This is a genomic window from Rhodococcus qingshengii JCM 15477, assembly GCF_023221595.1.
Taxonomy (GTDB): Bacteria; Actinomycetota; Actinomycetes; order Mycobacteriales; family Mycobacteriaceae; genus Rhodococcus_F; species Rhodococcus_F qingshengii.
Window position 1 is genome coordinate 333,395 of the sequence record NZ_CP096567.1, and the last position, 20,753, is coordinate 354,147.

The 20,753-nt window shown below is 61.7% G+C and carries 18 protein-coding genes and 5 pseudogenes; 13 read left to right on the forward strand and 10 right to left on the reverse strand.

Annotated elements, in window-relative coordinates:
• Positions 1–74 precede the first annotated feature (74 nt).
• From M0639_RS32665 to M0639_RS32690, 6 genes and pseudogenes are all read left to right on the forward strand, one after another.
• Positions 75–978 (forward strand): annotated as a pseudogene (locus tag M0639_RS32665) (enoyl-CoA hydratase-related protein).
• 89 nt (positions 979–1,067) lie between these two features.
• Positions 1,068–2,210 carry a CaiB/BaiF CoA transferase family protein gene (locus tag M0639_RS32670; protein ID WP_082893240.1) on the forward strand — a complete coding sequence of 381 codons (1,143 nt, stop codon included), beginning with the start codon at positions 1,068–1,070 and terminating at the stop codon, positions 2,208–2,210.
• A 162-nt stretch (positions 2,211–2,372) separates the two neighbouring features.
• The gene (locus tag M0639_RS32675; RefSeq protein WP_064074875.1) at positions 2,373–3,563 is read left to right on the forward strand and encodes an FAD-dependent oxidoreductase; all 1,191 of its coding nucleotides are present in this window, start codon (positions 2,373–2,375) and stop codon (positions 3,561–3,563) included.
• 74 nt (positions 3,564–3,637) lie between these two features.
• Positions 3,638–4,675 (forward strand): zinc-binding dehydrogenase, encoded by a 1,038-nt coding sequence (locus M0639_RS32680; protein ID WP_064074876.1) that lies wholly within the window; start codon positions 3,638–3,640, stop codon positions 4,673–4,675.
• Positions 4,676–4,745: 70 nt separating this feature from the next.
• A complete protein-coding gene (locus M0639_RS32685) occupies positions 4,746–5,918 on the forward strand; it encodes an acyl-CoA dehydrogenase family protein (protein WP_248671237.1) in 1,173 nt (390 codons plus the stop codon).
• Positions 5,915–6,745 (forward strand): NUDIX hydrolase, encoded by an 831-nt coding sequence (locus M0639_RS32690; RefSeq protein WP_058228089.1) that lies wholly within the window; start codon positions 5,915–5,917, stop codon positions 6,743–6,745. The genes M0639_RS32685 and M0639_RS32690 overlap by 4 nt, the downstream gene beginning before the upstream one ends.
• Before the next feature lie 310 nt (positions 6,746–7,055).
• On the opposite strand, the pseudogene M0639_RS35295 reads toward M0639_RS32690, so the two are convergent.
• A pseudogene (locus tag M0639_RS35295) lies at positions 7,056–7,279 on the reverse strand (IS6 family transposase); the annotation flags it as partial.
• A 791-nt stretch (positions 7,280–8,070) separates the two neighbouring features.
• A complete protein-coding gene (locus tag M0639_RS35040) occupies positions 8,071–8,205 on the reverse strand; it encodes a hypothetical protein (protein WP_270923085.1) in 135 nt (44 codons plus the stop codon).
• A 2-nt stretch (positions 8,206–8,207) separates the two neighbouring features.
• Here M0639_RS35040 and M0639_RS32700 point away from each other — a divergent pair.
• Positions 8,208–8,530 (forward strand): annotated as a pseudogene (locus M0639_RS32700) (SDR family oxidoreductase); the annotation flags it as partial.
• A 105-nt stretch (positions 8,531–8,635) separates the two neighbouring features.
• Here the strand turns inward: M0639_RS32700 and M0639_RS32705 are convergent.
• Positions 8,636–9,508: a LysR family transcriptional regulator gene (locus M0639_RS32705; RefSeq protein WP_064074434.1), complete on the reverse strand. Its 873-nt coding sequence runs from the start codon at positions 9,506–9,508 to the stop codon at positions 8,636–8,638.
• An 83-nt stretch (positions 9,509–9,591) separates the two neighbouring features.
• Between M0639_RS32705 and M0639_RS32710 the strand changes: the two genes are divergently transcribed.
• Positions 9,592–10,317 carry an SDR family oxidoreductase gene (locus M0639_RS32710; RefSeq protein ID WP_197486169.1) on the forward strand — a complete coding sequence of 242 codons (726 nt, stop codon included), beginning with the start codon at positions 9,592–9,594 and terminating at the stop codon, positions 10,315–10,317.
• A gap of 283 nt (positions 10,318–10,600) precedes the next feature.
• On the opposite strand, the pseudogene M0639_RS32715 reads toward M0639_RS32710, so the two are convergent.
• The 6 genes and pseudogenes from M0639_RS32715 to M0639_RS32735 all read right to left on the reverse strand — a co-directional run bounded on the left by M0639_RS32715 (position 10,601) and on the right by M0639_RS32735 (position 16,076).
• Positions 10,601–11,337, reverse strand: a pseudogene (locus tag M0639_RS32715) (IS6 family transposase).
• 84 nt (positions 11,338–11,421) lie between these two features.
• Positions 11,422–12,033, reverse strand: coding sequence for an SDR family NAD(P)-dependent oxidoreductase (locus M0639_RS32720; protein WP_082893181.1), 612 nt, complete (start codon positions 12,031–12,033; stop codon positions 11,422–11,424).
• An 82-nt stretch (positions 12,034–12,115) separates the two neighbouring features.
• Positions 12,116–12,184: pseudogene (locus M0639_RS35300) on the reverse strand (hypothetical protein); the annotation flags it as partial.
• Positions 12,185–12,351: 167 nt separating this feature from the next.
• Complete coding sequence (locus M0639_RS32725; protein ID WP_064233847.1) at positions 12,352–13,107, reverse strand: sugar phosphate isomerase/epimerase family protein; 756 nt, start codon at positions 13,105–13,107, stop codon at positions 12,352–12,354.
• 57 nt (positions 13,108–13,164) lie between these two features.
• Complete coding sequence (locus M0639_RS32730) at positions 13,165–15,078, reverse strand: MFS transporter (RefSeq protein ID WP_082893180.1); 1,914 nt, start codon at positions 15,076–15,078, stop codon at positions 13,165–13,167.
• The gene (locus M0639_RS32735; RefSeq protein ID WP_064074439.1) at positions 15,078–16,076 is read right to left on the reverse strand and encodes a zinc-binding alcohol dehydrogenase family protein; all 999 of its coding nucleotides are present in this window, start codon (positions 16,074–16,076) and stop codon (positions 15,078–15,080) included. Before M0639_RS32735 ends, M0639_RS32730 begins: the two co-directional genes overlap by 1 nt.
• 397 nt (positions 16,077–16,473) lie before the next feature.
• Here M0639_RS32735 and M0639_RS32740 point away from each other — a divergent pair, with 397 nt between their 5' ends.
• The 5 genes from M0639_RS32740 to M0639_RS32760 all read left to right on the forward strand — a co-directional run bounded on the left by M0639_RS32740 (position 16,474) and on the right by M0639_RS32760 (position 19,762).
• Entirely contained in the window at positions 16,474–16,773 is a 300-nt protein-coding gene (locus tag M0639_RS32740; protein ID WP_197486168.1) for a DUF4342 domain-containing protein, read from the forward strand.
• A gap of 242 nt (positions 16,774–17,015) precedes the next feature.
• A complete protein-coding gene (locus M0639_RS32745) occupies positions 17,016–17,963 on the forward strand; it encodes an ABC transporter ATP-binding protein (RefSeq protein WP_064074431.1) in 948 nt (315 codons plus the stop codon).
• Positions 17,960–18,799: an ABC transporter permease gene (locus tag M0639_RS32750; protein ID WP_064074430.1), complete on the forward strand. Its 840-nt coding sequence runs from the start codon at positions 17,960–17,962 to the stop codon at positions 18,797–18,799. The genes M0639_RS32745 and M0639_RS32750 overlap by 4 nt, the downstream gene beginning before the upstream one ends.
• 55 nt (positions 18,800–18,854) lie before the next feature.
• Entirely contained in the window at positions 18,855–19,130 is a 276-nt protein-coding gene (locus tag M0639_RS32755; protein ID WP_156525029.1) for a hypothetical protein, read from the forward strand.
• Positions 19,127–19,762: a hypothetical protein gene (locus M0639_RS32760; RefSeq protein WP_064074428.1), complete on the forward strand. Its 636-nt coding sequence runs from the start codon at positions 19,127–19,129 to the stop codon at positions 19,760–19,762. The genes M0639_RS32755 and M0639_RS32760 overlap by 4 nt, the downstream gene beginning before the upstream one ends.
• Positions 19,763–19,938: 176 nt before the next feature.
• Here M0639_RS32760 and M0639_RS32765 read toward each other — a convergent pair whose 3' ends face one another.
• Positions 19,939–20,322, reverse strand: a complete 384-nt coding sequence (locus M0639_RS32765; RefSeq protein ID WP_331712743.1) for a VOC family protein — start codon at positions 20,320–20,322, stop codon at positions 19,939–19,941.
• Positions 20,323–20,753 lie beyond the last annotated feature (431 nt).

Below are 20,753 nucleotides of genomic sequence, written 5' to 3' on the forward strand. Positions count from 1 at the left end.
GTCAGAACAGAGTCACGACCGCGTCCGGCTGTGACGAGCGGCGCGGTGCATTGTTCGGGCGCGCAGGGGCCGTCATGAGCGATGTCAAACTCGAGACATCCGGGCACATTGCGACGATCACTCTTGATCGTCCGGAGGCACTTAACACCTTCACCGACACTATGGTGGCCGAGCTCATCGCGGCCTTCGATCGGTGTGACGCCGACGACGGTGTCCGTGCCGTGGTCCTGACAGGGGCCGGTCGTGTGTTCTGCGCGGGAATGGATCTGTCGGAATCGGATGCGACATTCGAAGGGTGGCGCACGAGCGATCTCGCGCCCGCCGGAACCAAGTTCACCGTGGACGGTGAGGAGTTGCCGTTTCGGCGAGACGGTGGCGGGCGGGACGGACTGCGGATGCACGCCCTCGACAAGCCGATCATTGCGGCTATCAATGGCCACGCGGTGGGCGTCGGGATCACGATGACACACGCGGCTGACATCCGGGTCTGCGCGGACCACGCCAGGATCGGGTTTGTCTTCAACAGGCGAGGCCTGGTCCCGGAGTCGTGCTCGTCGTGGTTTCTTCCGCGGCTTGTCCCGATGAGTCGGCACTTGAGGGGGGTGGGTTCTGACCGGACGGGTCTTCGACGCCGATGAGGCGCTGCGGCGCGGGCTCGTGCGGAGCCTGCACCCGGCGGACGAGGTAGTCGACGTGGCGTACGCCTTGGCTCGCGAGGTCAGCGACAACACGGCGCCGGTCTCGGCGGCCCTTGCGCGGCAGATGATGTGGCGGATGCTCGGTGCCGCTCACCCGATGGAGGCCCACGAAATCGAGACCCATGCCCTTAACGTGCGGGATGTCAGCCGCGACGCGGTGGAAGGCATCTCTGCCTTCATCGACAAACGCAGCCCCGCCTTCGCAGACTCCGTGTCTGCCGACCTGCCCGATCTCCTCAGACACATGCCGGCGCCCGATTTCGGTGCCCTACCGAATTGAGAGCCATGACCCAGCAGGTCAACCGGCGCTGACGTGGAGCGCCCCAAACATCATCTAGCGCCCCAAACATCATCTATGGAAGGCAGAATATGAACGGACCACTCAGAGGGCTCCGGGTTGTCGAGCTGGCCGGGATCGGCCCGGGACCCCATGCAGCCATGATGCTGTCCGACCTCGGCGCTGACGTCGTACGGGTGGTTAGGCCCTCGAGGCCTGAGGGGGAGTACACCACTACGTCGCACGTTCTGCGCGGACGCACCACAGTGCTCGCGGACCTCAAGATCAGCGAGGACGTGGAGCGAGTGCGTAATTTGGTCGCCTTGGCCGATGTTCTCATCGAGGGGTTCCGGCCAGGGGTCGCTGAACGTCTCGGTCTCGGACCGGACGAGTTCACGACGAGCAACCCGCGGCTCGTGTACGCCCGGATGACCGGATGGGGACAGTCCGGCCCGCTGGCGAACACTGCGGGGCACGACATAAACTACATTTCGCTGACCGGGGCCCTCGACGCGATCGGGCCCGCCGAGACGCCACTCCCCCCGCTGAACTTAGTGGGCGACTACGGTGGCGGCTCGATGTTCCTCGTTACGGGAATCCTCGCGGCGCTCCACGAGCGTCACTCGTCGGGAATCGGCCAAGTCGTTGACGCAGCCATGATCGATGGTATCAGTGCACTGGTCCAGCCGATCCACGAGCTCCGAGCGATCGGCCAGTGGAAGGACAGTCGTGCTCAGAACGTCCTCGACGGCGCTGCTCCGTTCTACCGGACGTACGAGTGCAGTGACGGTCGCTTCATGGCAGTCGGCGCGGTAGAACCGCAATTCTGGGCTCTCGTCATGGCGGGACTCGGGTTGGATGCATCGTCAATCCCTGATCGGGACGACCGCTCGATGTGGCCGGAGCTCTGCACAACGCTCGCTGCCGTATTCCGGAAGCACGATCGTGATCACTGGGTAGATGTATTCGACGGCACGGATGCGTGTGTGACGCCGGTACTGACCTTCGGTGAGGCGTCGGCTCACCCACACATCACCGCTCGTGGGGTTCTCGTTGGCACGGGTACCGACGTCGTGGCGGCGTCGGCACCCCGCTTCTCCCGCACTGCCGGCCGTATCGCCGAGGGCACGCCCTCCTCAGTGGTTGCTCTCGACGCGGCGATCGATACCTGGGCGCGCTGGGGTTCAGCGTCGGGTCCGCAGTGCACGACAGTGCCTGTGACCAGTGATTCGTGATCCGGTTCGCACTACCTGGCATCACCCGCATCGGCGACACTGACGTTCCCCGTCACGCTTCACAGCTCGACGCCCCCGCCGACGCAGTTGCCGCGCGATGTCAATACCACGCGTTGTAGGTCGGGTGCGGCGAACTCAATGAGGTTGTGCGACTCTGGTTCGATGTCGACGAATAGTGTGCTTATAGTGGGCGGCGGCCCACTGGGACTGCTGCAAGCGCTCGGACTGGCTCAGATCGGTGTTGAGGTGACTGTCCTCGCGCCCGGACCTGAACGACAGCCCGTCACCCGCACACTGGTTTTCAACTGGTCGATGATGGCCGGGCTCGACCATCTCGGGATCCTCGACGAGATGATGGCAGTCGGAGTGGTCCAGCACGCGGTGTCGCTGAACGTCCTGCGCACCGGCGAGAGAATCGTCTTCGATCTGTCTGCATTGTCCGCCGACGTTGAGCATGCTTTCACACTCAATATGGAGCAGGGCCAGTTCGTCGATATCTTGCTGACGCACCTCGCGGCATCGTCGGCCGTGACGATCGAGTGGGACACGCGCATCGTGAGCCTAGACCAGGGCAAGGACGGCTGCACCGTTGTAGCCGCAGGAGTCGACGGCGAAATCACTCGGCGCGTGGGGTGGGTTGTCGGAGCCGACGGAACGCGCAGCGTTGTGCGTCGCCAGCTGGGCCTCGGCTTCCCTGGCCTGACCTGGCCCGAACGCTTCGTCGCGGTCAACCTGCGCTTTGACTTTTCGACGATGGGTATCAAAGAGGCAGCGACCCACATCGATCCCGACCGAGGCGCCTTGATCGCCCAGATAGACCGAACAGGCCTCTGGAGCTACCTCTACGCCGAGAACGAACGGCTACCGGAGGAGTCGATCGAAGCACGCATGCAGGCGGTGTTCGCAGACGTTCTGCCCGACGGCGCCGATCCCCGCGTCGAGTCATGGGTGGCCCACCGGATGCATCAGCGGGTCGCCGACACGTTCCGAGTAGGACGAGTCCTCCTGGTCGGCGGCGCGGCGCACGTCACTGCACCCACGAGCGGGTTCGGACTTGTGGGTTCCTTCTTCGACGTCCTGGCCGCAACCGAGGTGCTCGGCGCAATGGCCAGCGGCGAAGCCGACGAGGTCGTTCTCGACCGCTACGCCGACGATCGGCGGCGGGTTTTCACCGAAATCACCTCGCCGATCTCCTCAGATACCAAGATGTTGATTTTCAACGGCTCGGAGACGGGGCGACTCGAGCGCGAGCTCACCCGCTACCGTGCGGCAGCTGCCAGTCGCGCGTCGGTGCAAGAATTCCTGCTGCTCGCCGGAGAGCTCGCAAGTCCCTCGTTGCTCGCATCGCCCTAGAACCACGGCCCACCAGGTTCCGGCCCACGGAACGAGCTGCGGAACGGGCCGCTCCGGCGTGGGAAAGTCGAGCCATGGTGGAGACTATTGAACTCGAGATCGATGATTCGATGCGCGCGATGCGGTTCGACGTCGAGAGCAGGACTTTGGCGCTGAGGACGGTCCCCGTCCCGGAAATTGGGCACGACGAGGTTCTCGTCCGGGTGGAGGCAGCTGGCGTCTGTCTCTCGGATGTCCATATCGCCCAGGGGCTGATCAAGCCTCGCCACATCCGCACAGGTGAGGTAACGCTGGGTCACGAGGTGGCCGGTACCGTGGCCCGGATAGGCGAGGGCGTCGCGGGCTGGACCGTTGGCGATCGTGTCGCGTTGCAGCCACTGGTTTTGCGGTCCGACGGACCGCGCACACTCGGCGTCGACTACGACGGTGGCTGGGCAGAGTACGTTGTGACCCCGGCCTCGACGCTGGTCGCGATCCCCACCGGGCTCGCCTTCGAGGAGGCAGCGATCATCCCCGATGCCGTCTCCACTCCGTGGAGCGCGATTCGCACCACAGGCCAAGTGCGAGCGGGGGAGTCGGTCGGAGTGTGGGGTGTGGGCGGACTCGGTGCCCATGCCATCCAACTTTTGCGACTGGTCGGTGCTGCACCCATTGTTGCGGTCGACCCGCTGCTGGTGGCCCGTGATCGGGCGCTGGCGCTCGGTGCCGACGCGGCGCTAGACCCTACTGCTGCCGACTTCTTAGCGCAGCTGAAAGACGCAACCCGGGGGCGAATGCTCGACCTTGCTCTCGACTTTGCAGGCGTGTCCGCCGCCCAGCAGCAGACGCTCTCCAGCCTGGCATACGGTGGTCGGATCGTCCTGGTGGGCCTGAGCGGCCGGCCGATCACGATCGAGAACAGCGTGGACTTCAGCGTCTTCAAGCACACGGTCCGCGGCCATTTCGGTCAGGACTACAGTGACGTCCCCGAACTGATCGATCTTGTCTCGTGGGGTCGCCTCGATCTGTCGGGCTCGATCAGCGGCGTTCTACCGCTCGAGGAAGCCGCCGACGCGATCCGCCGACTCGACGAGAAGATCGATGACCCAATCAGATTGATACTCCGACCCTGACCTGCCAGACACCGCAGCGCGGTCGCAGCCCTCCAGATCCCGAAAGGCATCCCCATCTATGACATCTACGATGCCCAACCAGTCCCGTACGGTTATCCAGCGGAACTTGTTCGACACCGAGCACGACGACCTCCGTCGAAGTTTCAGGTCGTTCCTCGAGCGGGAAGTAGTCCCGCACGACGCAGAGTGGGAACGGGATCAATCCATACCCGCGGAGATATTTCGCAAGGCAGGAGCAGCGGGGTTTCTGGGTCCCGGCATCGCCGAGGAGCATTCCGGAATGGGGCCGGTCGATTATCGCTTCAGCGTCGTCCTGAACGAGGAATGTTCGAGGCTCGGACTTACCGGGATCGGTCAGGGAATCACCGTGCACAACGATGTTGTCCTTCCGTATCTTCTCGATCACGCGACTAGCGAGCAGAAGGACCGGTGGTTGCCGGGTGTGGCGAGCGGTGAGGCGATCCTCGCGGTGGGGATGACCGAACCGGGAGCTGGGTCCGACCTCGCAGGTATCACTACCCGCGCAGTTCGTGATGGCGAAGATTACGTTGTCAACGGTTCGAAGATCTTTATCACCAACGGAATCAATGCAGATCTCGTACTCGCGGCAGTGCGTACCGGCCCCGAGCGATACGCAGGTCTTTCGTTGTTGATGATCGAGCGTGGAATGGCCGGGTTCGGACGCGGCAGGAACCTCAAGAAACTAGGGATGCACTCCCAGGACACAGCCGAATTGTTCTTCTCCGATGTTCGCGTTCCGGCAACCAATCTTGTCGGATCTGCAGGTGACGGTTTTGCTCTGATGGCACGCCATCTCGGTCAGGAGCGACTTAACACGGCCATCCACGGAGTGGCTGCTGCGCGGGCAGCGCTCGACATGACAATCGAATACCTCACGCAGCGTACGGCTTTCGGCCAGAAGCTCGGATCGTTCCAGAACTCTGCGTTCACCGTCGCCGAAATGCGAACGGAAATCGAAATCGCTCAGGTTTTTGTCGACCGCTGCACAGTCGACCTGATCGATGGTCGACTGTCCTCCGAGCAGGCAGCCATGGCGAAGTGGTGGTGTACCGAACTCCAAGGCCGCGTGGTCGATTCGTGTCTGCAATTGTTCGGAGGGTACGGATACATGGAGGAGTACCCGATTTCGCGTTTCTATGCAGATGCACGAGTGACTCGCATCTTCGCCGGTACGACGGAGATCATGAAGAAAATCATCGGAAAGACAGATGGACTCGGATGAATAGTGAAATCAAGACCAACCCGAGATCCCTGGATGGAGCCGCCGCTCCGATTAAGGACGCGGCCTCGGTCATCCTTGTACGCGACGGTGCGAGTGGCATCGAAGTATTCCTGCAACGCCGTGTAAAGGGTATGGCGTTCGCCGGTGGAATGACGGTGTTCCCGGGCGGGCGCGTGGACAGTGCCGACGGCTCTCCGGACATCGGTTGGAGCGGTCCAAGTCCCGAATGGTGGGGGCGACAGTGGGGGACAGACTCCGCAACGTCCAGGCAGTTGGTCCTCGCTGCGGTCCGCGAAACATTCGAGGAATGCGGTGTACTGCTCGCCGGGCCCAGCGCGGACGGTGCAGTGAGTACACCTCCAGGCGGTATCGAGGGTCGCGAGATGCTCGAACGCCACAAGCTTTCGTTCTCGGACTATCTCCGGCGAGAAAAGCTGATCGTTCTCAGCGGGATGCTCAAACCTTGGTCGAACTGGATCACGCCGTCAGTGGAACCGCGTCGATACGACACTCGCTTCTTCGTTGCTGCCCTACCAGCCGGGCAGATAGCAGACGATGCGACATCGGAAGCCGATGCTGCGGAATGGATGTCGCCTACGGACGCGATTCAATCATGGTGTGACGGCACCTCCATGTTGCTCCCGCCGACCTGGAGTCAGCTGCACTCCCTCTGCGCATTCGACTCAGTGTCCGACGTCATGGAGTCGCGGCGGATCGTCGACACAGTGATACCCGAGATCGTGCAGGATGTCGGTGCCGGGCCGCTACTGTTTCCCGGTTCCGATCTGTACATCCGCGTAGGTGGCACATTGCCGTGGCAGCGGTGAAGGTTTCCAGTAGTTCCACAGCTATCCTCGGATCGGGGGACAGCGAGTAGGCGGGCGCGGTAGTTTACGGGTCTTTCGAATGGGTCGGGCGCGGGCACCGTGGGCCTGCGGTTCTTGCAGGTGTGTGTCGGGGGCGATTGCCGAGATCGACATGCCCCGTTTGTTCAGTGCGTATAAATCCCTGTCTGCTTCCTATGTAAGCCGCCCGCCTCAACATATCCAACCGTGTGATCTGCGGCGTCAGTTCCCATGTGGTGAGGTACTCGTCGACTTCGGTGTTCGGACGGTCGAGTCAGTCGGTGATTAGCCATCAGCGGAGCGTTACTCCGGCTACCGAGTCCAACTCGGTAATCTGATCCCACACCTGGAATCGGTCGGCTAGTTCACTGCGGTGATCGGCGGCGCCCATACGGTGGCGGGCGGTCGGAAGTGCGGGGAGGTGCGACTGAAAGCGGCCAGAAGCCGTTGCGCTGAGCCGACAGTACGGAACCCTTTTATCGCGCGTTCATGTTGCTGGTGCGGTTGGTGGGAGTCTCGCACGCTGCACTCCTAACAACTTGACAGCGCCCTTCTGGCTGCGACCGAACAAAGTCTCCGGACTCGCCGGTGCGATTCAGGTTCAACCACCGACGCCTCTACGGGCACTGCGGAGACGTTCCACCGGCCGAACTTGAGGCGTTCTACTACGGTGAACACAGAACTACGCGAATCGCGGAGTTCTCAAATCAGTAAGTGATGTACCCCGAGTTCTCCGGACTCGCCGGTGCGATTCAATCTGAATGTGAAGCAATGCCGCCTATCTGAACCCTCAACTCCCGGCTACGGCATACCGACTAGAACACTGCGCTGAGGAGCTTTGTCGTGCAACGGGTTTGGATTAGTTCGACGGTGGGCATCTAGTGCTTGTTGCGGCGATTTCGTGTGGGCGGATTCCGCCGCGCCCGGCCCGCCCACCGGCCGTCCCCGGAGGGCGGGCCTTTCCCTGCACTAACACCAGGCGAAGGTGGGTTCTCATGCTGCCTATCTGTTTGATCACCAGTTTTCAACGCTCGGTGAATCGCCGGACTGCATCGTCGTCGCCGGCCAGCTGGGCTCGCGCAACCAGGTACTGACAAAAGTCCAGTTGATCATTGAGAGTCCTCAGCGACCTCCCCTCCGGCCCCAATTTTCAAGTCCCGAGCACAAATGGATGCCACGTGCCCGCAGGCGGACAATTCACCGACGCGTAAGGAGCGAGAGTGAGGGAGCGGCCGAAGACCATCCACAAAGGTTGACCGGAGAAAAGGTCGCTCCCGTGGTATCCGGTTCTTCTTGCCTCGATTGACCTATTCGGGCCAGCTCGAGTTTTGGATGACCTCGACGAAATCGATGTGGCGGTAGCCCGGAACGATCAGACGAGGCTTGTACGTCACTTCGATCCCTCGCTCGGCCATGAGTAGTCCGATCTTCCTCGTGACCACGGGTGTCGACGTCCGGTCTGAAGATCATCCCGACTCCGGTGGTCTATGTCGGAACCAAGAATGCCGCCCGCACCCCATTGGAGGGACTGTGGCAGGAGTCGCGGGACGGTGTATTGCGGACAACGTCGGTGTCGCCGGGATTTGATCGTACCGATCTGGCCAGCTCTATCGATGACGCCCAGGTTCGCGATCAGATCCAGCCGAGCATGAACGAATTCGCGATCGCGCCGGAAGCTGTTGCGCCGGCTATCGCGTTTGTGCGGCTATCGCGTTTGTGATTGAGCAGACCCGCGATGTCGAAATCGGCGACATTGCCATCCGTCCACCGTTCAAGGCTGATGCAAGTGATCGGGTCAGGACGCGCCGGCGTGGTTATCGACAGGGCCAACGAAACAGGGAACGGACAGAGGGGACGGAGGCACGAGTAGTGTCATCGAGCTGCTGATTCGGTGTGGTGGAGCTTGGCCGCTGAGCGGACGAGTGCGGCAACCGCCTGGGAGCGACTGTTTGGCGGCCAGGCGATCACCGTGGTGACGTTCGGTGCGTCGATGACGGGCACCGCGACGTGTTCGGGCCACTGCCAGGCGCGGCTGGAGGCAGGGATGACAAGCAGTGTTTTGCCGAGTGCTACGAGCTGGGCGAGTTTCGACTGAGTGTGTACCTCCGGACCGGGTCCGTCCGGGTACGTCCCGTCGAGTCGGGGCCATCGAGCGATCGGTAGGTCCGGCACGTTGCGGACATCGGCCAACGTGAGTTGATCGCGCGATGCGAGCGGATGTCGCGCGGGGAGGATCGCGACTTGTCCTTCGACGCAGAGGTTTTCGGTGTCGAACCCGACAAGGTCGTCGAACGGGCGATGCATGAGCGCCACGTCGGCGTGTCCGTCGCGGAGCAACCCCGCCTGCTCGCCGACCTCACACAGGAGGATTTCGATTGGTGCCGTATCGGGTTCACTCGCAAACATGTCGAGGAGCTGGCTTAGCAGTTCGTGGGACGCTCCGGCTTTTGTCACGAGTACCAGCGGGCGCTTCGGATTTCCGGCACGCCGGGTCCGGCGCGCTGCGGCGGCGAGGGCATCGAGGGTTACTGTGGCCTCGCGAAGGAGTACTCTGCCGGCGTCGGTGAGTGCCACGCCGCGACGATCCCGCTCCAGGAGTTGGACGCCGAGCCGTCGCTCGAGTTGGCGGATCGCGCGCGAGAGCGGCGGTTGGGAGATCGAGAGCCGATCGGCAGCGCGTCCGAAGTGCAATTCTTCCGCGACGGCGACGAAGTATCGAAGCTCGCGGGTCTCGAGATCGTCCACGTAAAGAGCTTACTGACTGATACCTGGTGAGTATCACAGCGGGCTGATTCGGTATTGGACGGAGAGTGCGCGGATGGCCGAGCATAGATCGAGTGAACAACAACAAGACCGCGCTGGTCACCGGCGCGAACAAGGGAATCGGTTTCGCCATCGCTCAGGGTCTCGGGGCGATGGGTTTTAGGGTCGTGGTAGGAGCTCGCGACCATGCCAGACGCGAGCGGGCCGTCGAGAGTCTGCGTGCTGGGGGAGTGGACGCGTTCGGGGTCGCTCTCGACGTCACCTCCGATGACAGCGTTGCTGCTGCGGCGGCGACCATTGAGCAGACGAGCGGGCGGCTCGACGTGCTCGTCAACAATGCGGGTATTTCAGGCCGGACCGACGGCGGCGCGCAGGATCCGACGACGCTCGACCTCGACGTCGTTCGAATGGTCCTCGACACAAACGTGTTCGGGGTTGTTCGGGTGACCAACGCGATGCTCCCGCTGCTCGGGCACGCAGAGTCTCCGCGCATCGTCAATATGTCGAGCAATATGGGCTCGTTGACGCTGCAGACCGGCCCGATCATGGCTGCGTATGCAGCGTCGAAAACAATGCTCAACAGCATCACTGCGCAGTATGCCCGCCAATTCGCTGATACGAACGTGATGGTGAACGCCAGCTGTCCCGGTTACGTGGCGACTGATTTCACGGGCTTCGCCGGGTTGCGGACGCCGGAGCAGGGTGCTGCGATCGCGATCCGGCTCGCTACGCTGCCCGATGGCGGGCCGCGTGGTGGTTTCTTCGACGATGAGGGCGTCGTCCCCTGGTGATCCACGTGTCATTTTTCTAAGTCGTCTGTACAAGTGCCCCGACTCGCCTGCGCAGCAGATAACCGCGAACCTTGACGGCGTCGTCGCGTTCCGGTTATCGACGGACTTGCCATAGTTCCCCGGAGATTCTCGACAACTCACTTCTGGCTTTGGATCGAGCCGGAGAGCTTTACCGGCTCTTCCGGATCCGGAGTGCATGAGTCGATCCACGGATGATCCGATGAGACACAAGATGTAGCGGGGCATACAGGGCTCTGCCAACTTGACTTAATGCAATTGGGATTCAACAGTATTCGGGTATGGTGGGGCGGATACTATTGGTGGAAAACCGGTTTTCGGGCGTCGGGTACGCCAGTGACGTCATGGTGGCGAATCGGTCGGTCATTTCGGAGCGGTAATCGCTCGCGGTGAGCTTGTGCCGACCGGGTCGGAAGTGCGGCGAGATCGCGCTGAACACCGCCAGGAACCGTTGTGCCGCAACGGGCGAGCGGAAGAACTTCATTGCGCGTTCTCGCTGCCTGGTCGGTTGGTGCGAGTTCTCAGCCCGGTTGTTGACATACTTCGAGCGCCGGTGTTGGGCCGATGGCATCAACTCCCCATGCGCCACAACGCAACTGGAAAGCTTGTCGGTCACCAGCACCCTCGACACCCGATCCTGCTTGCGCATCAGCTTGCCGAAGGAGCGTTTCGCCGCCTTGTGTGGCGGCGTGACTGGACCAGGACGTCGAGGACGTTGCCGTCCTGATCGACTGCCCGCCACAGGTACTTCCGGATGCCGCCGATCTTGACGAACACCTCGCCGGGAAACCAGGTGTCGTCAGGTTCGGGAGCGCGTCGGCGCAGGCTACGGGCGTATTCGGACCCGAACTTCGCGCACCACGTGCGGATCGTCTCGTGTGAGACGACGATGCCGCGGGCGAGCATCAGTTCCGCGACGTCGCACAAGCTCAACGCGAACCTGTAGTACAGCCACACGCAGTGCGTGATGATCTGGTGAGATTGTGCTCGATAGGACACCATGCGCGACGGCAGGGCCGAGAGGATTATCCGGGGTGCCTCTCGGCCCTGCAGGTTCTGGATATGTATCGCTGCTTTCCGGCTCGATCAGACTGCGGTGTAGCCGCCGTCTACAGGGATTGCTGCTGCGGTGATGTAACCGGCGTCGGGGCCGGCAAGGAAGGCCACTGCCTTCGCGATCTCTTCCGGTTCTGCCTGCCGCTTGAGTGGGTGTAGGTCGATCAGGTTTTGCAGGTAGGCGGCGCCTTCGGGACTGATCGACATCGCAGCCTGTGACATAGGCGTTCGTGTCGTTCCCAAAACCACTGCATTGGCGCGGATTCCATCGGACGCATAGGTGACTGCGTCGGTCTTCGCCATCATGATGACCGCTGCTTTCGTTGCATGGTAGAGCGGAATGTCCGCATTCGCCGCAACTCCGTAGGTGGAGGAGATATTGACGATCGCGCCCCCCGTTTTGTGGCGTTTCATGCTTTGGATGGCGTATTTGGAGCAGAAGAACGTGCCTTTGACGTTGACCGCGAAGACGTCGTCGAAATCTTTCTCGGTGGCTTCGTGGGTCGGGCGCGAGGTACCGGTGATGCCGGCTGCGTTCACCAGGATGTCGATCGACCCCAGTCGATTCTGGATCTCGCTGAAAGCCGCTTCGACGGTTGCGTTCTCGGTGATGTCGACGGCCAGTTGGATAGCCGTCGACATCACTCACGTTCAGTTGCGAAGCGGCATCGATGACATCGGGGCGGTCGAGTATCGCGACGTGTGCGCCTTGGCGGGCCAGTTCTCGGCAGATCTCGATTCCCAAGCCACCAGCCCCTCCCGTGACGACGGCAACTTTGTTGTTCAGCTTCATGTTCACTCTGCTTTCCAGGTGAAGGAGTCCGGCGCGTGGTGCGCAGGGTTTGGTTGGAGTTTCGAGCCGTTCAGTTGCCGTCGATGCCCAGAGCGCGGCGAGTAGACGCACCCAGAAGTCGCCCGGCGTTCTGTGCCGATTCGGTGTCCAGACGGTCGGAGAACACTTCAGGTCCAGCGGTGCCGACCGATCGACGTTTCTGGACGACCTCGAGCACACTCTCCAGGTCGAGGCTTCCTTGACCCGGGAGATCGCGGGTGTGCAAGGTCAACTCCACGAGATCCGCACCGTCCGGTGCCTGGAAGCCGTCGGCGAGTTGCAGATTGACCGTGACGTCTTCGTCGATACCAGCCAGGAGGGCTAGGTCTTGCCCGCTGTGCGCGAAATGCCAGGTGTCCAGCAATCAAGCCGCTGTTGGGCTTTTGTGCGCGCTCGACGATGTTCCAGGCTGCGGCCAGGTCGGGAACGCCCCAGAACGGCATGAACTCGAGGTTGACGGGGATTTCGCGTGTCAGCGCGGCATCGCACAGGTCGGCGAAACCTCGTACCAGAGTGTCCGTGGGCACGGTATCGTGATCGAATACCGCAACGGCGAGCAGGGAGCGGAGGTCGAGTGCGTCGACCAGTTCCAAGCACTGCTCGACGGTGAAATCGAAACGCGCGACCAGCGCGTCGTCTGCACCACTGGGAACGCGGATCGGTGCCCAACCTGTAACGGTGTCCAGGTGCAGTCCGATGCCTCTGTCGTCGGCTGCCTTCTTCACGCCCGTAGCGCCGAGGCCGCTGTTGATTGCCGTCAGGAATGCGGCGGGTGTCAGTGCCAGTGAATCGAATCCGGCTTCGGCTGTTGCTTCGAGTTGTTCGCGGTAGGTCAGGGTGCGTACGCTGCCCTCCCACATGATCAGCTCGGTGGGGGTAGTCATGGATTCCTCCAATATTGTTGCAAATCAGTGGTTTTGGATGTGGTTCAGATGAGTCGATCAGGACGAAGATGTCGGCAGTCGGTCGGTGCGGCGACCGGGAACGATTGCCGCGCGACGCCCGGCGAACGCGAGAGCGAAGACGACGACGATCACTGCCAGTGCCGCCCACGGGAACAATCCGGGGCCGGCGTTGTCGAGAAGGATTCCGCCGGTCGTCCCCGCGCTGAAGATCGCGAGGTTCGCGGCCGTGGTCAACATGGAGTTGGCTACGTCTGCGTCGGGTCCGGTGGCGTCCGACACTGCTGTCTGTAGCAGGGTCGATGCTCCGGCAAAGGTTCCGCCCCACAGGATCACGGCGACAAGTAGCACCAGGGTGTTTCCGCCTGCCAGGCCGAGGGCCAGTGTTCCGGCGGCAAATGCGGTCAAGCTGAGCAGCACCATCTTGCGCAGTGCCCGGTCGATGATCGAGCCGGTGAGCACGATACCGCCGACGGATGCGAAGCCGAAGACGAGAAGGGCGACGTCGACCCGTAATCCGGCGTCGACGGAGGTCAGGAAGGGCGCGATGTAGGTGTACAGCATGTTGTGCGCGAGAAACCATCCGAACACGATGCACAGTATGATCGCGACACCGGGGACTGTGACAACGCGTTGGAGCGGTGTGCGGGTCTGCTGTTCCTGCCCGGGGGCGTCAGGAACGGCGCCGACGATCCAGACGAGGAGAATCGCGGAGAAGACGGCCAAGATCGTGAATGCCCAGCGCCACCCGAGCGCCGATCCGAGGTAGGTCCCCAGTGGTGTGCCGATGGAGAACGCAATTGTCGTGCCGGCCATCGCGATGGCGAGTGCTTTTCCAGTCTTCGCTGCTGGAGTGATCTTCCGGGTGTAGCCGGCGAGCATGCCCCACAGCACACCGGAAAATGCTCCGGCGACGAATCGTGCGACCAACGTAACGGTGAACGAGTCGACGACCGCGGTGATGGTGTTCGCGAGGAGCATCCCCGTAACGACTGCCAGCAGGATCGGTTTTCTCCGCAAACCTCGCGTAAGAGTGATGGCCGGAATCGCAGCGATGACAGCACCCAGCGCATACACGCTCACCATCTGACCGGCTGCGGATTCACTGATGGTCAGTCCCGAGGAGATCTGTAAGAGCAGTCCGGCGGGAAGTGTCTCGGTGACGATGGCGAGGAATGCCGTCGCAGTCAGAGGGAGAAGCGCTGCAAGTGGCAGAGTGGTGGCTCGGGCGTCAGACCCGGGAATACTGTCAGAGCGTGGTGCTTGACGCGGAATAGTCATTGTCGTCCTTGGGCAGATGAATGGTGCCCCGGTCACTTTCGTGGACAAAGCGGAAAGCGGGATGGGGCTGTAAGGTAACGGAGACAACGATTTCGGTGCTGGAAGCGACTCTCCGCTGAGCATGCTCTCGTCGCACTCGAGTCCGTTGACGGCAATCAGCCGCAGGTCCGCGGGAACCACCGACCCCAAAGTGAGGCGAAGGATGTCGCCGAGTACCAGATCGGCGACGTCGACCTCCGTCGCGGATCCGTCTCGTAGTGTCACCGCCGTGTGCCGTACCTGCGAATGGAGCGCTGCACTCGCCCGCTCCGCCCGGTATTCGTTGGTGAATCCGAGCCCGATGCTCGCCGTCAAGATGATGCCGATGATGACGGCATCGTTTCGGTCGCCCAAGAAGAACGAGATGACCGCAGTGACAGCGAGGAGCGCAAGGATCGCGCTTTTCAGTTGACGGGCCAGGACCGCGGTGGCACTGACGCGATGCGAGCGGACGGCATTGGGGCCGTACTCGGCGAGCCGCCGTGATGCTTCTGCGCTAGTCAATCCAGCCGAGGTGGTATCCAACAACGCGAGTACGTCCGCGAACTCGGCGACGGACGCCTCAGCCGCACCGTATTCGTCGGGCGCCTTCGACGGATCGAGCGAGGTAACAGGTAACGCGGACCGGCTCATCAGTACACCAGCACCGCAGCACCGGTGACACGATCGTCAGCCAGGTCCATGAGCGCGCGATCCGCGTCGGCGAGCGGATACCGCTGCACCCTGACATCCAGATGATGGTGGCCCGCAAAATCAAGGAACTCGACGGCATCGACGCGGGTGTTGGCTGTCACCGAGCGCACTTGACGTTCGTAGAAGAGGTGCCGCTGATAGTTCATCGGCGGGATGTTCGACAGGTGAATACCGGCGATCGACAGAACACCCCCTCGATCCAAGGACTCGAGCGCAACAGGAACCAGGTCGCCGACAGGGGCGAACAGAATCGACGCATCGAGCGGCACGGGCGGTCGATCGTGCGAGCCTTGAACGGAGGCCACGCCCAACTCGAGTGCGAGTGTGCGCGCCGAAGGACTGCGCGTCATCACGTGCACTTCGCATCCTCGTGCCATCGCGATCTGCGCCGCCAGATGCCCGCTACCTCCGAAACCGTAGATACCCAGACGCCCACCTTCGGGCAGATCGGTGCGTTCGAGAGCGCGGAAGCCGATGATGCCAGCACATAACAACGGCGCCAACTCGACGTCGCTGTAGCCCGAAGGCAACGCAAGCGCGAATGCTGCAGCAACGGAAATGTATTCGGCGTATCCGCCGTCGACGTCCCAGCCCGTGTACGTGGAATTCGGGCACAGATTTTCGGCCCCCCGCACACAGAAACGGCAGCTGCCACATGTGGAGTGCAGCCATGGCACCCCGACTCGATCACCGAATGCGAATCCGGATACAGAAGCTCCCACTTCCTCGACCAACCCGACGACCTCGTGACCGGGGACCACACCGGATTTGTGGATGGGGAGGTCCCCTTCACTGACGTGAAGATCGGTCCGGCAGACCCCGCACGCGACGACTCTGACGAGAAGCTCGTCAGGCAGAATCGTGGGCCGCGGAATGCGCCCGAACGTCATAGGGTGCGCATGGATCGACGTGGGTTCAAGGACGCGCCAACCCAGCATCGTGGCCGGCCCAGACGCCGACGTGTCGGCGCGTTCAGTTCCCGCTCGCGCTCTGTCCATCCTGTGATGATCGCCGGTTCAGCGACCCGACCATAGGGTCACTGGTCACCACGACGACCAGCGGGGCCGAGTGGTGCGGACTGCCGAAAGACCCTGCCACTGCGAGTAGGTGCCCACGGTCTGGGCGAAGGTCATCATCAGTTCGAGAGCCCCGAGCTCACTAGTGCTGTGCGGCGCTCGACATCTGCATCCGTAAAGAACTGCCCCGCAGGTACAAAGACTCTACGCACGCGATATGCCGTCCTCGACACTGATGACGGGTAGTCGATCGGCTACCCGGCGCCCCGATATCGCACCGCGTCCACATCGTGCGTTGGTACAGAACGGAATGTCGACTATGCAGGAACAGGGAAATTCAGTAAACGGATCCATGGGCGCCGCTCCTCCTACGAACAGCTTCCAGGTTCAGGGAGCTGAGGTCACTGATGCGGTGAAAAAGCTGCTACATGATGGCAACGTCCGAAGAATTGTGGTGAAAAACGACCATGACCACACTATTTTCGAGATTCCGGTCACGGTTGGCGTCGTGGTCGCCATAGCGGCACCTGTTCTGGTCGCAGTTGCTGCCGTCGCCGCTGTGGTGAAGGACTGTCGAATCGAGGTTCATCGCGAGACCGAAGAGATACCGGTCTCCTGACAGCGTTGCCGATTACCACAGACCCTGTCCGCTCCCTCAGTTCATCCCTCCGACGAAGGAACCCATATGCGTAGGCTTACAGCAACTCCGGGAGCCGAGGGGATGCGCGATCGCAGCCCGCAATTTCACGTGAGTGCCAGCGATGAGGAACGCGAGGCCGCGGCCTGTGCGACCGATACATGGCCCGGAACGATCTGCACCGCACCGACAGCGTCTGCGCAACCGAATTCTGGTAGGCCGTGATGAGCCACACGATCGAAGTTCGAGAGCTCAGCAAGAGCTACGGCGACAAGCTTGTGATCGACAACCTGTCTTTCGAAGTCGAATCCGGTTCAGTGACAGGGTTTCTCGGACCGAACGGGTCAGGCAAGTCCACCACGATGCGATTGATCGTCGGGCTCGACTACCCAAGTCATGGACACGCCCACATCAACGGCCTGAACTACACCCAGCTCCGTCAGCCCTTGCGTGAAGTCGGCACACTCTTGGATTCCGAGGCTGTTCACCCAGGTCGATCGGCGTACAACCATCTGCTCTATCTCGCTCAAACACAGTCTATTTCGAGGCACCGTATCGATGAGGTCCTCGATCTCGTCGGCCTCCGTGACGTCGAGGGAGAACGTGCGGGTTCCTTTTCGCTCGGTATGCGCAAACGTTTGGGAATCGCAGCAGCACTCTTGGGGGATCCGACGACCTTCATCATGGATGAACCGATCAACGGATTGGATCCAGACGGCATCTTCTGGATGCGCTCCATGATGAGGCACCTCGCAAGCGAGGGAAGAACTGTGTTCGTCTCCAGCCATCTCATGGGCGAAATGGCGCAAACCGCTGACAACCTCGTCGTGATCGATCACGGAAAACTGATAGCACAGTGCACCACCAAGGAATTGGTCGCTCGAAGCAGCCACACCTCGGTGTTGGTGAGGTCATCCGATTCGCCGGCACTCGTCGAACGTATCGCCTCGGCCGGCGGGCATACCGGCGCGCGTGATGACGGCGCACTCACCGTGCGTGATATTTCCGCTCAGCGTGTCGGCGAACTCGCCAATCAGCATCACATCGCGATCTACGAGCTGACACCGGAAGTGGCTACGTTGGAGGAAGCGTTCATGAACCTCACCCACCCTGCAATGACGCCCCACGAGCGGTCGCTGATGCCTCTCGCCACAGAAAGCGCCGCGAGATGAGTATCTCCGCGTTCCATGACGAACCCGCTGCGCCTGCGCAGCACCTCAGCAGCCTGAATTTTGTGGGATTGCTGAAATCGGAGTGGACCAAACTCGTATCGCTCCGCTCGGCGATCTGGTCCCTGTCGCTGCTGGTTGTCGTCACTGTCGGTTTCACTGCGCTGTTCACGTGGTTTACCGTGGCGTACTGGGACAGAGTCGATCCGCTGGCCCAAATGCAGATTGTGGCCGACCCTACTCGCCAGATTCTCGGCGCCGGTTTTCAGCTCGGACAGCTGGCGGTGTGTGTCCTCGGCGTTCTCGTCATGACCAGCGAGTATGCCAGCGGAACGATCAGAGCGAGCCTGCTGGCGGTTCCTGCGCGGATACCGGTCCTGGCCGCCAAGTCCGGACTGTTCATGGTTGTGGTCTTCGTGGTCGGCGAGCTCGCGGCCTTTCCGGCGTTCTTTGTCGGATCGGCGGTGATGGGGTCGCGTGTGTCGGTGTCGTTGGGTGATCCGGGTGTCCTGCGAGCCGTAGTCGGTGCGGGTCTGTACCTTTCGGTGCTGGGAGTGATAGCGATCGCGATCGGCGCTCTCGTCCGCCACACAGCGGGAGCCGTCACCGGCATCATCGGTTTCGTTCTCGTTTTGGCGCCCCTTGCTCAGCTGCTGCCCGGCAGTATCGGGCAGCACGTCCACGCCTATTTACCCTCGCAGGCCGGGAGCTTGATCGCCTCACCGAAGCAAGCCCCCGGAGATCTGCTCTCGGCATGGCAAGGTTTCGGCGTCGCGGTGATCTGGACCGTACTCTTGATCGGCTTCGCCGGTTACATGCTCAGACGTCGAGACGCGTAGACCGCACCCAAAACTGGTGTCGAACCGATTCGAAGACAAAACAATTGAGGCTCCCGTGACGACCATCGACCACAGTCCTGCACATGTGCTGCCAACCGTTGTGACCACAGTATTCGCCGCCGACCCAGAAGCGCTCCACCCGCTTGCCTGGTCGAATGCCGCTTTCGCGGCAATCGGTGCAGTCGCGGATCCGACAACCACCTCTGCAGAGGCGTGGCCGAAAGTCGCGTCGACGACAGCGGGGTGCACAGGCGAGTTCGGTGCCCGAGGGGCCTGGAGCGAAACCAGCCGCGTCTCGGCTGGGCAGCACGAGGATGTGGGCGCGGAATGAATGAGGCTGCGGAATCGATCGGCGGTGCTGGTCTCATTGCTTTTCACATACTTGCATCGAGGCCGTTGCGTCGGTGGAGAATTGGCTGGGGTGCGACGGCATCGGAGATCGCAGAGACGCTTCCCGGGGATGAGTTCGTCCCGAACGCGTCATGGTCGTACACACACGCGATCACTGTCGATTCCGCAGCAGATCAGTTGTGGCCGTGGCTGATTCAAATAGGCCAACAACGTGCGGGTTTCTACAGCTATCGCGGACTGGAGAACATGGTGGGATGTAACATCACGAGTGCGGCAGGTATCAATCCCGACTTCCAACTCCTCGAAGTGGGTGACAAGGTAGCTCTGCACCCGAAATCACCCCCTCTGACCGTGACGATGATCAAACGCGGCACGACAATGGTTCTTCTCGGCGAAGGCCCAGACATAGCCGACCATGCTCTGTGGTCGTTCCATCTACGTCCCATAACCTCGGACAGAACACGACTGATCGAGCGGGGGAGATACTCACATGGACAGTCATGGGCCAGCCGCCTTGCTTTCGGATGCTCGATCGTCGAACCGATAGGTTTCGTGATGAGCAGGAAAATGTTGCACACACTCCGCGCGAACGCCGAAGCGATGCCACGCTAGATCGAGCCGCTGCTGAGCTGGTACGGCCCTCGAACCTGTCGACGAGACGACATAGCAGGCAGGGCGCCGTCAGAGAGAGTGCCCTGCAGACTGGTCGCTGGCCCACCACCATCTTGGCAAGTGGCCGGCCAGCGGCGGTGTCGACAGCTTTCCGGTTGCGAATCATGCGAGGGTGGTTACCCGCGGAATCGGGCAGCGATCACCTCGCGCGGGAACTGCGTCGGGCTCGGATACGCGATGACGATTCTGATTCCGTCCGGGTCGCGTCCGTCGAGAAGCGTCAGCCCGTCGGACGTCGAGACTGATGCCGACGCGTCGTGCGCGCGCATCCGTTCCGCTATCTGTGTGAATTCGTCTTCGCTGTCGGTGGACCACATGATGTAGAGGACTCCGGTGATGCCGGCATCGACGGGGTGAAATGCAGACTTCGCGTGCATGTAGATGTGAAATCCGTCAGGGGTCAGGAGCAACGCCGAGTCCGGCGTGCGCAGGCCCGTAGTGCAGGAGAACACATCACGATAGAACTGCACAGAACGATCCAAGTCGCGTACATGCATCATCGACGACGACACCTTCATCTCGGTCCCCTTTCTCGGACATGATCCACCAGCGGCAACTGCGGGCCACTGTCCTGTGTGAACCTTCCTTCGTTTCGCACCTGAGGACGTGAACACAGATTCTTTGCTTCGCCAACGGTGATCGAAAAAAATTGTGGCTCAATGTTTTTCGGATCGGCACCAAATGGACTGTCGCGCTTCCGCTCCGCGACGGCTCTCACCGCAACCCAGCGATATCGCGATCGTAGACACCGGTGAGCGCCTTTCGTAGGGTGGGCCAGTGCGTGGGTAAACGGATTGTGTTGCATGGCATGGGCGCTCGCACGCCAACGGGGGTGTGGGAGATGTCCATCCGGGATTCCTCATCGCCGTTCTGTCGTCGTTCATCGCGTGACCGCCGTGTTTGTCCAGTGTGCTCGGTTGCTGCTTAAGTC